At 41.7% G+C, this 11,721-nt stretch carries 10 protein-coding genes; all 10 read right to left on the bottom strand.

Annotated elements, in window-relative coordinates:
* Positions 1–71 precede the first annotated feature (71 nt).
* Positions 72–968, bottom strand: coding sequence for a carbohydrate ABC transporter permease (locus BTR25_RS11090; protein WP_083652333.1), 897 nt, complete (start codon positions 966–968; stop codon positions 72–74).
* Positions 969–986: 18 nt separating this feature from the next.
* Entirely contained in the window at positions 987–1,865 is an 879-nt protein-coding gene (locus BTR25_RS11095) for a carbohydrate ABC transporter permease (RefSeq protein WP_075688136.1), read from the bottom strand.
* 86 nt (positions 1,866–1,951) lie between these two features.
* Positions 1,952–3,241 carry an extracellular solute-binding protein gene (locus BTR25_RS11100; RefSeq protein ID WP_075688224.1) on the bottom strand — a complete coding sequence of 430 codons (1,290 nt, stop codon included), beginning with the start codon at positions 3,239–3,241 and terminating at the stop codon, positions 1,952–1,954.
* A gap of 137 nt (positions 3,242–3,378) precedes the next feature.
* Positions 3,379–4,164, bottom strand: a complete 786-nt coding sequence (locus tag BTR25_RS11105) for a response regulator transcription factor (RefSeq protein WP_139311221.1) — start codon at positions 4,162–4,164, stop codon at positions 3,379–3,381.
* A complete protein-coding gene (locus BTR25_RS11110; protein WP_075688138.1) occupies positions 4,133–5,911 on the bottom strand; it encodes a sensor histidine kinase in 1,779 nt (592 codons plus the stop codon). Before BTR25_RS11110 ends, BTR25_RS11105 begins: the two co-directional genes overlap by 32 nt.
* A 115-nt stretch (positions 5,912–6,026) precedes the next feature.
* Entirely contained in the window at positions 6,027–6,638 is a 612-nt protein-coding gene (locus BTR25_RS11115) for a polysaccharide deacetylase family protein (RefSeq protein WP_075688139.1), read from the bottom strand.
* Between the two features lie 70 nt (positions 6,639–6,708).
* The gene (locus BTR25_RS11120) at positions 6,709–7,692 is read right to left on the bottom strand and encodes an aldo/keto reductase (RefSeq protein ID WP_075688140.1); all 984 of its coding nucleotides are present in this window, start codon (positions 7,690–7,692) and stop codon (positions 6,709–6,711) included.
* A gap of 54 nt (positions 7,693–7,746) precedes the next feature.
* Entirely contained in the window at positions 7,747–8,394 is a 648-nt protein-coding gene (locus tag BTR25_RS11125; RefSeq protein ID WP_075688141.1) for an SGNH/GDSL hydrolase family protein, read from the bottom strand.
* Between the two features lie 253 nt (positions 8,395–8,647).
* Complete coding sequence (gene xylB, locus BTR25_RS11130; RefSeq protein ID WP_075688142.1) at positions 8,648–10,147, bottom strand: xylulokinase; 1,500 nt, start codon at positions 10,145–10,147, stop codon at positions 8,648–8,650.
* 96 nt (positions 10,148–10,243) lie between these two features.
* Complete coding sequence (gene xylA, locus BTR25_RS11135; protein ID WP_075688143.1) at positions 10,244–11,575, bottom strand: xylose isomerase; 1,332 nt, start codon at positions 11,573–11,575, stop codon at positions 10,244–10,246.
* Positions 11,576–11,721: the final 146 nt, after the last annotated feature.

Here is an 11,721-nt window from a genome sequence, read left to right on the forward strand (position 1 = left end):
ATGAAGCAGTAGAACCGTCCCCATGCTAACCCACCGAACCTAGGGAATGAAGCAGTAGAACCGTCCCCATGCTACCCTTTTACTGACCCAGCGGCGATGCCTTCGACGATTCGGTCGCTTAGGATGAAGTAGGCGATGAGGACTGGGATGATGCTGATCATGAGGGTGGCTCCGATTGCACCCCAGTCGGTTAGGTATTGTCCGACGAAGTTGTTTACGCCGACGGTGATGGTTTTCCATTTGTCTGAGCTTAGGAAGGTGTTTACAAACACGAATTCGTTCCAGTTGTAGATCATATTGATGATAACTGTTGTCGACAAAACCGGTAATGTCATCGGAAGTGTAATTTGAAAGAAGATCCGATGGATGGAACAGCCATCCATAACCGCTGCTTCTTCAATCTCCCGCGGAAGTGCTTTGTAAAATCCGGTGAGTATCATGATGGTAATCGGCAAATTGAATGCTACATACGCTAGGATAATCGATATCGGATTATCAATGAGATTAACCGTTTTGAAGAAGTTGAATAATGGAATTAATGTTGAATGAAGCGGGATCATATATCCAGCCATAAACAATCCAAGAACTAACCCGCTAAGTTTCCAATGCATTCTGGTGATCGCAAACGTGACAAAGCTGGCAAGGATCACGGTCAGGGCAACAGATACCACTGTATACAATACACTATTAAAAAAGTAAACATCAATGTGACCGGCAGTCCAAGCTTTAGCATAATTACCCCATTGAGGATCTTGCGGAAACGAGAACGGGGACATCCCGAAAACCTCTTTATTCGTTTTCAAGGAGAATAGGAATAACCAAACCAGCGGATACACCTGAACAATCGCAATAACTCCCAGGACAAAGTAAAGAATGCCGAAACCAAAACGATTGCCAAGTGATTTACTGGTCTTATAAGGAGCGGACAGGGTCGTATTTGTTTGCTTTTCAAACGCAGCCTTACTCATCGATTTCACTCCCCTTTCTTAATATTCAACATCTTCTTTAGATGAAAGTAATCTTTGAATCAACCAAGTCATAACCAGACAGATGATCAATAAACCGAAACCAATCGCACTACCGTAACCGAAGTTATATTTACTGAAGGCTTCCTTGTACATATAGGATGCCATAACCTCACTGGCACCGTTTGGTCCACCGCCAGTTAAGACAAAAATTAAATCAAAATATTTTAATGACCCAACAATGGCTAAAATAATCATTACTTTTATCACATCAGAAATGAGAGGAATCCTTATCTTAAGAGCAATTTGAATGGGCGTAGCTCCATCGATCTTTGCAGCCTCGATCAGTTCTTCTGGAACATTTTTTAAAGCAGCATAGAAGATAATGATATAAAAACCTGCATATTGCCAGACGATGGGAATAAATAAAGCAAATAAGACGATGTCAGCATCCGCTAACCACAGCGGTGGATTTTCAAAACCTAATAACACTAACAGTCGATTAATCATGCCGTTCGTAGGGTCAAAAATCTTCGCCCAAAGCTGTCCAATCGCTACAGATGATAACAACATCGGAATTAAATAGATTTTTCTTAAAAAATTGGCACCTTTTATTTTACTTGCCAAAATTAACGATAATAGTAAATACCCAAACAAGCTCGCTGTAGAGAACAGTCCAAGTAGGATTGAATGCCAGGTGCTTTGCCAAAATTTTTGATCTTGGACTAACTCGATATAATTGGCTAGACCGATAAACTTCATCTTGCCGATGCCGTTCCATTCCATCAAGCCATAATAACCCGTTAAGACTATCGGGATATAAATTAAGAGTAAAATAAGAATTAACGCAGGAAGTACGTAAAGGGTGATGACCCACTTGTTTGACATTACACTTCTCATGGAAATACTCCCTTCTTATGTGAAAAACGGTAAAATGAAGAGGGCATAATCTGTATGCCCTCTACACTAGAATCATTTAGGCCGGTTTACTTTTTTTCTTTCGCAAGCGCATCCACATGCTGCTTTACATATTCTTGCGGTGTCACTTGTTTGCCAAATAAAGCAGTGACTAAATCATGGTGTAATTCGGATACAGCTGGGCTGGATTGAGTATCAAAGTAAGTTGTCACGTTTGATGCCTCACCTAAATCCTTCAAGATTTCAATGTACATTGGAGCCAAATCTAAGCTAGCTGTGTCAACCTTAGTTGCAGGGATCACACCAGCATCAATAACTGACTTTTCTCCCCATCTTTTCACTAGGTAGCCAACAAAATCCTTTGCTTCATCTTGAACTTTAGAATCCTTAGCTACGAATAGACCAACACCAGGGCCGCCTACATAACTGTTGATGCTTGTACCTTTACCGCCTTCATAAGTAGGGAACTTAAAGTAGCCGATCTTATCTTTAAATTCTTGTTCCACATCAGGGCTCGTTGTATAGTTTGGTAATTCCCAAGTTGCTGTTAAGAACATCGCTGCTTGTTCGTTCATGAAATAACCTTTCGCATCATCATTAGACAGTGCGCTTGCACCCTTAACAAATCCGCCCATATCAACAAGGTTTTGTACTTCTTCTGCCGCCTTCACAATGGAGGGGTCATCAAACTTTGCCTCTCCTTTGATCACATCTGTTAGAACCGTAGATCCGCCAATCCGGTCTGCAAGATACATGAACCAAAATGATGCCGGCCAACCGTCCTTCGCTCCAACCGTTGCAGGAACTACTCCATTATCAGCTAACGTTTTGACCACATTTTTATACTCAGAGAAGGTTTTTGGAACTTCAAGGTTATATTTGCTGAAAATTTCTTTATTGTAGAAAACGTAAGAAATGTTTAATTCTAATGGAAGACCGTATGTTTTGCCATCCACCGCATAAGATTCTTTTACACCAGGGATAAAAGCATCCTTAAGGTCTGCATTGTTTTCCACTACATCATCTAATGGTGCTAACATGTCACCTTCAACATATGGCTTGATGAATCCATCAGACCAAGTCATCCCAATATCAGGCAGCTCATTAGAAGAAGCTAGAACCTTCAGCTTTTCTCGGTACTGATCTGGGTTTAGAATTTCTGTTACAATTTTTGTATCGGTATGTTCTTTTTCATACTCATCAATGATGTCTTTTACAATTGAGAACTGAGCATTTGAGCTCCCCTCTGGCCATAAATGCATAAATTTAATTACTTTTTTTCCATCTGCGCTGGACTTTTCTGACCCGCCCGATGAACAACCTGCAAGTGCTAGAGAGACAAGCATGATTACAGACATTAGGATTGCAACCGTTTTCTTTTTAAACAATTTGAATTCCCCCTATGACCCTTATCTAGTTTTTTATTACTCTTTTAGTCTACCTTCACGGAGTTCTTAATAATAGGTCACAACGATTAGGAAAAATACTACTATTTTTAGAAAGCCCTTTCATTGTTGTTTTTTCGGTATGCGCTCGGTGTCACACCTTCCAATTCTTTGAAAATCTTAATAAAATATTTAGCCGTTTTATACCCTGATTCTTCGGCGATATCGTTAATGGGAAGATTCGTGGCGATCAGCAGTTCCTTCGCACGCTGGATCCTCCGTCTTGTGATGTACTCACTAAAGGTAAGCTTGACGTGGTCTTTAAAGAGGACACTCAGATAGCTAGGATTTAAGTGAACATGGTCGGCCACTTCCTTCTGGGTGAGCTCATTCTTTAAATTTAGGTTGATATACTCGATTGCTTCCCGGATCGGTTCACGATTCGAAGGATTTTGCGTGCCTGCCTGAACCAGTTTGGTATCGACCACTTTTTCAATCATGCCTGCCCGCTCTTGCTTTTCAACCTCCTGTACAGCTGCTTCAACAGCCTCTATTAACACCTTTTTGCTTATCGGCTTTAACAAATAGTTAATAACCCCTAAACGAAGGGCTTCTTGGGCATATTCAAACTCAGAATAGGCCGAAATTACAATGATAACGGGCTGGATTCCCTGCTCTTTTGCGATTTTCAATAATTGTAAGCCCGTTATTTCTGGCATCCGAATGTCTGTGATCAAGATATGAACCTTGTGCTGCTTCATCCGTTCAATCGCTTCTTCACCATTTGCAGCGGTAAAAATTTGATAGTTTCCATTTGCCCATGTATCTAGTATTTTATTTAGCCCTTGGCGGGTTCTTGGTTCATCATCTACGATCAAAAGCGTCTTTGTATTCAACATCGTTACCCCTCCCATTCACAGGTATGACAAAAGAAACTGACGTACCCCTGTTTACTTCACTCATAATGGCCAGTCCACTTTTTAAACGATCATGGTAGTATAATTCTAGGCGCTTGTGAACATTGGAAATCGCCATCCCATTTCCGTTATTTTCTGAAATAACTTCACCTGATAACATCACTTGTCTAATCGAGTCGAGTTTCTCTTCGCTGATTCCCGGGCCATCATCTGCAATCACAATCTGCAGGTAATCAGGGTCGACCGGGGATAGAATCGAAACCGATATCGTACATGCTTTCGACGTATTCCCCGCCCCATGCAGGACAGCGTTTTCCACTAACGGTTGAATCAACAGCTTGGGGATTTTCACACCCTCCCATTCAGCTGGCAAGTTTAGCTTCCATTTTAAATGATCACCGAAACGCATTTTGATAATCTCCATATAATTTTCAATATGGTGCATTTCCTCTTTAATCGTGACCCAATCTCCATCCGTCTGTTTCGTAATCGTGTAGCGGAATAACTCAGACATGCTAACGACAAACTCAGCTAAATCTTCCTCATCCTTATCCTCTAATGCCCACCGAAGGGCGTCTAACGTATTAAAAAGAAAGTGCGGATTAATTTGAGCCTGCAGGGCTTTCAACTCACTGCGGCTTCGAGTAATTTCTTTTTCATAAACCATTTTGATTAAGTGATTGGTTTCCTTCACGAGCTGGTTATAGGTACTGTTTAATTTATTGATCTCATTAACCGTGGTTACATTTGGATTCATCGTTAAGGAACCGGCACTCGCCTGCTGCATCGTTTCCGTCAATTTAATGATTGGTCTAGTAATATAGGTTGATAGAAATAGCGTACTGATAAAAAAGATAATAAATCCAATAATTCCAGAAAGAATAATTCCCGCCCTGAGGACACTAACTCCCTCTGTCAGAGCTTTAATCGGAGTTAAAATGATTAGACTCCAGCCAGTTTCATAGGAAGTTTGTCTTGTTACCATGTACTCCTGCTGGTTTAATAGGAGCGTAGGAGTTTCATTTTTAATAATAGGCTCGAGAGACTGATTATAGTTTGATAAAATCGGCCTCAAATCGGTATCTAATAAAATCGAATACTGATTCTCAATTGGGTTACTTTGGTCAGCAAACTGAAAGTAATTTTTATAAATACTAATAAGCAAGTAACCGCCGCTCGAATAGTTATGATTCATCAGATTTATCCGTCTTAGGGCGAGGATATTATCCGAATTACTCGGGTCATCGCCCATCCAAACCAACCCGCCGCTCGCTTGATCAGATCTTTGAATCCACTTCCCATCAATTCTAGTAATTAAATTCGTATTATCTAATGGCAGAATCCGATTCATATGATTGTCATACAGCTCAAAAGAGAAGATCCCATCCGTATTCGCTTGAATGGTATTCACAATTCCCCCTAATTCCTGACGGTCCATAAAGGGTATTTCTTCTCCTTCATAGCTCTTCGACAATGCCCGTTGAATATTATAATTTGTCATTACTAGCTTAGAGGCCGTGCCAATTTGTTTATATAAAGATTCTAATCTTCCATTTGCCTCAACGGCTGTCTGGTAGATTTGTTTTTCTGCATTGTTTTTTAATAAAGTAGATACTTTATTAAATGTTATTATACCGACAATCGATAAAACCAAGAGCATGACAACTAGAAATACAACGAGAATTTGATTTCGTAAGGTGTTCCATTTTTTTAGTCTCGAGAACATTTGTAATCGCCCTTCTCTATCATAGGATGTTTTTTATACTATACCTCATTTTACCGAAACCGTTAACAAAATTATTTCAAAATAGAGAAAAGTCGCACAGGGACGATTCTCCTGCTCACGAGCTGTTTCGAACGTTTAATAGCTCGGTCACGGTAACAAGTTGATAGCCTTGTAGGGTTAACTCCGAAACAAGTACCCTTACTGCCTCAATCGTTTGGGTACGGTCGCCATAACCATCATGAAAAAGCAGGATGGTGCCATTCTTAACACAGCTTCTTGAAACTTCTAAAATATGCTCCACCCCAGGCTTCTCCCAGTCCCTCGCCTCCATATTAAGGGCACCAATCATAGGGTATCCCTTCTGTTCGATAACGGTAAGAGTGTCCGGACCATAATCAAGGTACGGAGGCCGAAAAACAACCGGCTTTTGCCCAGCTAACTTCTCTATTAATCTCTCAGTTCTCTCAATTTCCTCGAAGCATGCTTCCAGGCTTAACTGCGATAACTTCGGGTGTGTGTATGTATGATTTCCTATTTCATGACCGAGTTCCGCTGCTTTTTTTACAAGCTCAGGATTTTTCTCGATTTGCTCACCAATCATAAAGAACGTTGCTTTTCCGTTTTTTTTCGAAAAAATTTCAAGTACTTGCGGTGTGTAAAGTGGATTCGGTCCATCATCGAAGGTAATTGCTACTGCTTTTTTCGTGGTAAGAATTTCATTTATCATGTTATTAGCTCCTTTTCTTCATTTGATGACAAAGAACGAGACGCCCATTGATCGTCTCGTTCATAAACGCTTAATATGGTCCTCTAATAAAGTCCTTCACAGATTCCTGATAAAACCGTTCAATTTCCTGTTTTTCTTCCTCAGAAAATGATTTAGTATGGAGGGCTGAAAGATTATCCTCCACCTGCTTAACATTTTTAAAGCCAGGAATAATGCAGGTAATTTCTTTTTGGTCTAAAATCCAGCGAAGTGCGGCACTAGCCATCGACCCTCGGCCTTCTGCAATCCACTTTAGTTGATCCGCAAGTTCTACACCTTTACGGAAGCCCAAACCGGCAAATGTTTCACCCACATTAAACGACTCGCCATTTTCGTTAAAGCGGCGGTGGTCATCCTCTTCAAAAACATGTTCTGAAGTAAATTTACCAGTCAATAACCCGCTGGCAAGCGGCAGTCGAACAAGAAGCCCGACACCTTTCCCATAAGCTTCCGGGATCAGCTTTTCCAGAGGCTTCTGGCGGAATAGATTAAAAATAATTTGCAGGCTTTTCACATTAGGATACTGCAAACAAATCAAGCCCTCTTCGGCCGTTTCCACACTGACTCCATAATGGCGGATCTTTCCTTCTTGCTTCAGACGATCCAACACCTCAAACACACTGCCATTTCTTAGGATTTCTGTCGCCGGGCAATGGATCTGATACAAATCAATCGTCTCACGGTTTAAGCGGCGCAGGCTGTCTTCGCAATAAGCACTGACGGTTTCATAGCTGTAATTATTCGGGTCGAAGATATCACCCTTACGGCAAAACTTTGTAGCAATATGTATCTTGTCTTCCTTGCCCTTTGTCGCCTTGGCCAGCAGCTCTTCGCTATGGCCGTCCCCATAAACATCCGCTGTATCGAAAAAGTTAACTCCTTGATCGATTGCAAACTCCAGAGATTTCAAGGCTTCGGCATCACTAGTTTTACCCCATGAACCGCCAATCGCCCAAGTTCCAAAGCTAACCTCACTAACCATCATTCCGATATTACCCAGTTCACGATAATTCATTTTTTTGAACCCCTTTCCTTAACGTAATTGAAGCGGAAGAACCGTCCCTCTGCATCACCATTCGAATCCGATTTCTTTTAAGAATGCCCGGGTGAGGGTCATGTGTCCGGCTGTTGTGGGGTGGACACGGTCCCAGGCGAGTGTTGCGGAATAGAGGTCTTTTAGGACTATGTTGAAGGCTGCTTGTGTATCAACGAATAGGCAGTTGTTTTCTTCTGCGATTTTTTTCACAACTTGACCGTATTGATCCATGGTCCGCCGCATCGGATCTTGCTCGTTGCTTTCCAAGTAAAATGGTGTCATCAATACCATTTCCTTCACAAAAGGCTTGGTTTCCACGACAAGCTCTCTAAGTGTTTCCTCGTATTCATCAAGGTATACATGCCATTCTTTAATGAACGGTGTGTCGTATTGGCGCCACACATCGTTGATTCCAATCATAACTACCAGCCAATCTGGATTTTGAGCAATGACATCCTCCTGCCATCTATGCTTTAAGTCGCGAACGGTGTGGCCTCCAATTCCCTTATTTACCACCCGAATTCCGAGACCTGGGTAAACAGCCTGCAGCAGCCCATCGACATAGGAAACATATCCTTTGCCAAGTGCACCAAACAAGCCTTCCCCTTCTGGTTTGGCTCGCTCACAATCTGTTATAGAATCCCCTATAAATAAAAGTTTCTGTTCTTTTTCAAGTTTCACTGCCGCTTCCCTCCTTTATTACATGATCATATTAAAAAAAATGAAAGCCGCCAAGTCAGAATAACTGGGTGGCTTCTATTTTTGGTAATTAGGTTACTTGCTATGGGGTTTCCTGATAAAAACGGTTTTTTCTTTATGATTTTTCCGGATAAAAATTTTTCCGATATTTCTATGATTTTTTCGGAAAAAGATCAACTTTTTTCTGATATATAAGAGTTTTCCTAAAAAATCAGGATATGACGACCTCTTCTATTTACTTCCTAAATTCTCTTAATTGCTCGTTCAATTCCTTTGTTTGTGCGTAAACCTGCTGGTAAATTGCAAAAAGCTTCTGATAGGCTTCCACATTTTTTGGAATCGGCTCATAGGTTTTCGCTGTTTCGATAAAGACCTCTGCGCATTCCTTCAGTGACGGGTACCAGCCGCAGCCGTAAGCTGCCAGCATAGCCGCACCCATTCCAGGGCCTTGTTCGCTCGACAATTTTTCAATCCTCGCATTGAAAATATCCGCCTGCATTTGCAGCCATGTATCGTTTTTGGCACCGCCTCCGATTGACACGATCGAATCGATTGTTTTCCCGCTGCTTCTAAAAACCTCAAGCGATTCATTTAACGAGTAGGTAATCCCCTCAAGGACAGCACGAACAAAATGCTTGCGTTCATGCGCCGCATCAACACCAATAAAACTGCCGCGAATCGCAGCATCAGCATGCGGCGTTCTTTCCCCAACAATATAAGGGGTAAATAATAACCCATTGCTGCCAACAGGCACTTCATCCACACCAGTTAAAAACTCAACAAACTCTTCCTCGCCAGCAAATGTATCCTTAAACCAGCTTAAACTATAACCGGCAGCGAGCGTGACCCCCATCGTATAGTAAGCATTTTCTTCACTGTGATTAAAGTAGTGAACCTTACCGGCAAAATCAAGATCATTTCTTTTTTCATAGGAAAGCACGACACCAGAGGTACCAATGCTGCATAACGTTTTACCTTCAGACAAAATCCCTGAACCGATCGCACCACAGGCATTATCCGCTCCACCCGCAAACACCTTAACCGCTTCAGATAAACCAGTTTTTGTTGCAAATCCAGCTGACAAAGTTCCCACCAGCGCATGTGACTCTACCAACGGCGGGCAAAACTCAGCCGAAAGGCCGAACAAGCCCAACAACTCACCACTCCACTCCCGCTCAGCCACATTTAACAACAAAGTTCCTGCAGCATCGGAGTACTCCATGTGGATTTCTCCGGTAAGACGGTAACGCAAATAATCCTTTGGGATCATAAACACACTTGCCCGTTCAAACACTTCCGGCTCCTGTTCTTTTACCCAGAGAATTTTCGGCAAAGTGAAACCCTCTAACGCTGGGTTTTTTGTGATTTCTAATAGGCGCTCCCTGCCAGCCACCTCGTAGATTTCCTGACACTGCCTCGTGGTTCGCGTGTCATTCCACAAAATCGCATTCCTCAATACTTGATTGTCCCCATCTAATAAAACTAGACCATGCATCTGCCCCGAAAAGCTGATGCCCTCGATATCATGAACATCCCCATCAAAACCGGCAACCAACTCTGCTAATCCAGCCGTTGTTTTTTCCACCCATTCTTCTGGATTTTGTTCACTATACCCTGATTTTTCAATGATAAGAGGGTAGGACTTCGAAACTTCCCGACATACCTCACCATTCTGATTTACGAGTAGAATTTTTACCGCACTCGTCCCAAGGTCAACACCAATCACATATTTCATCCTGATCACCCTTTTTTAAAAAAAGTGCTGGAGTCACAAACCGCCAGCACTTTTTCGTATGTTAAATAGCAACTTGATCCAGTAGCTCCGCGCTTATTAAACGGTCACACTTGATAGTGTCTCTAGTAAATATTGATTGATCACCGCTTTTAGTCGCTCTGTTCTGCCAGATGTGTTTTTGATTTCTGTTAATTGAAGGGCATATGTTTCAAGCTCGCGGAAGTTTGTTTTTCCTTCGACGATGTCCAGGCCAATTCCTTTTGTATAGCTGCTGTAGCGGTCTTCGATAAAGCTATCAAGTGCTTTGTCTTCAATTAGCTTGTTTGCCACCTTTAGACCGACTGCAAAGGCATCCATCCCAGCGATATGTGCATGGAACAGGTCGTCAGCTTCGAATGAACCTCTTCTAACCTTTGCATCAAAGTTTAAGCCGCCGCTGCCTAAGCCGTCATTTTTCAAAATTTCATACATGGCTAAGGTATTTGAATATAAATCAGTTGGGAATTCATCTGTATCCCAGCCAAGCAGTGTATCACCTTGGTTCGCATCGACAGAACCAAGCATACCGTTAATACGTGCTGTTCTTAATTCATGCTCAAACGTATGACCTGCTAAAGTGGCATGGTTCGCTTCGATATTAAACTTGAAATAGTCTGTTAAGTCATATTTTTGCAAGAATGCTAGACCAGTAGCGACGTCAAAATCGTATTGGTGCTTCGTTGGCTCTTTTGGTTTTGGCTCAATTAGGAATGGAACGTTTAGGTCAATTTCCTTTGCATACGCAACCGCCATATGGAAGAATCGCGCTAAGTTGTCTTGCTCGAGCTTCATATCGGTATTAAGAAGCGTTTCATACCCTTCACGGCCGCCCCAGAATACATAGTTCTCAGCACCAAGTTCTTTTGCTACTTCTAAGCCCTTTTTCACCTTCGCTGCGGAATAGGCGAAGACATCTGCGTTTGGAGAAGTTGCCGCACCATGTACATATCTTGGGTTCGTGAACATATTAGCTGTATTCCAAAGGAGCTTCGTTTTGCTCGTTTTCATATATTCTTTAATCATATCAACAATAATATCTTGGTTTCTATTAGATTCAGCAAGAGTACTGCCCTCTGGTGCAATATCGACATCATGGAAAGCAAAGTAAGGAACATCTAATTTTTCAAAAAGCTCAAACGCCGCTTCCACACGCGCCTTTGCTAAATCTAAACCTTGCAGGTGATTCCACGGGCGAATCGCTGTACCTGCACCGAATGGATCTGTTCCATCAGCCGTGAACGTGTGCCAGTATGTAACAGAGAAACGAAGGATCTCTTCCATTGTTTTGCCATTGATTAATTCTTCAGGGTTATAATACTTAAATGCAAATGGATTTTTAGACGAAGCACCTTCAAATTTGATTTTGTTAACAGTATCGAAATAAGCCATGAGGTTATTCCTCCTAGTAGGTTTTAAGGCTACAGATAAACCATGTAAATGCTTACAAAATCTATCAATCTGTTACCCTTATTTAATCAAATTATAGCATCGGGAATTCTATTTGTCTATCGAATAAACAAAGTTTTTTAAAAAAA

It is taken from the genome of Bacillus sp. MRMR6 (assembly GCF_001940785.1).
Taxonomy (GTDB): Bacteria; Bacillota; Bacilli; order Bacillales; family Cytobacillaceae; genus Neobacillus.

Excerpts from the sequence above, each read along its gene's own strand:
- BTR25_RS11120 (WP_075688140.1), bottom strand. The coding sequence starts at position 7,692 with ATGAATTATCGTGAACTGGGTAATATCGGAATGATGGTTAGTGAGGTT.
- xylB (WP_075688142.1), bottom strand. The coding sequence starts at position 10,147 with ATGAAATATGTGATTGGTGTTGACCTTGGGACGAGTGCGGTAAAAATT.
- xylA (WP_075688143.1), bottom strand. The coding sequence starts at position 11,575 with ATGGCTTATTTCGATACTGTTAACAAAATCAAATTTGAAGGTGCTTCG.
- BTR25_RS11095 (WP_075688136.1), bottom strand. The coding sequence starts at position 1,865 with ATGAGAAGTGTAATGTCAAACAAGTGGGTCATCACCCTTTACGTACTT.
- BTR25_RS11090 (WP_083652333.1), bottom strand. The coding sequence starts at position 968 with ATGAGTAAGGCTGCGTTTGAAAAGCAAACAAATACGACCCTGTCCGCT.
- BTR25_RS11100 (WP_075688224.1), bottom strand. The coding sequence starts at position 3,241 with ATGTCTGTAATCATGCTTGTCTCTCTAGCACTTGCAGGTTGTTCATCG.
- BTR25_RS11110 (WP_075688138.1), bottom strand. The coding sequence starts at position 5,911 with ATGTTCTCGAGACTAAAAAAATGGAACACCTTACGAAATCAAATTCTC.
- BTR25_RS11115 (WP_075688139.1), bottom strand. The coding sequence starts at position 6,638 with ATGATAAATGAAATTCTTACCACGAAAAAAGCAGTAGCAATTACCTTC.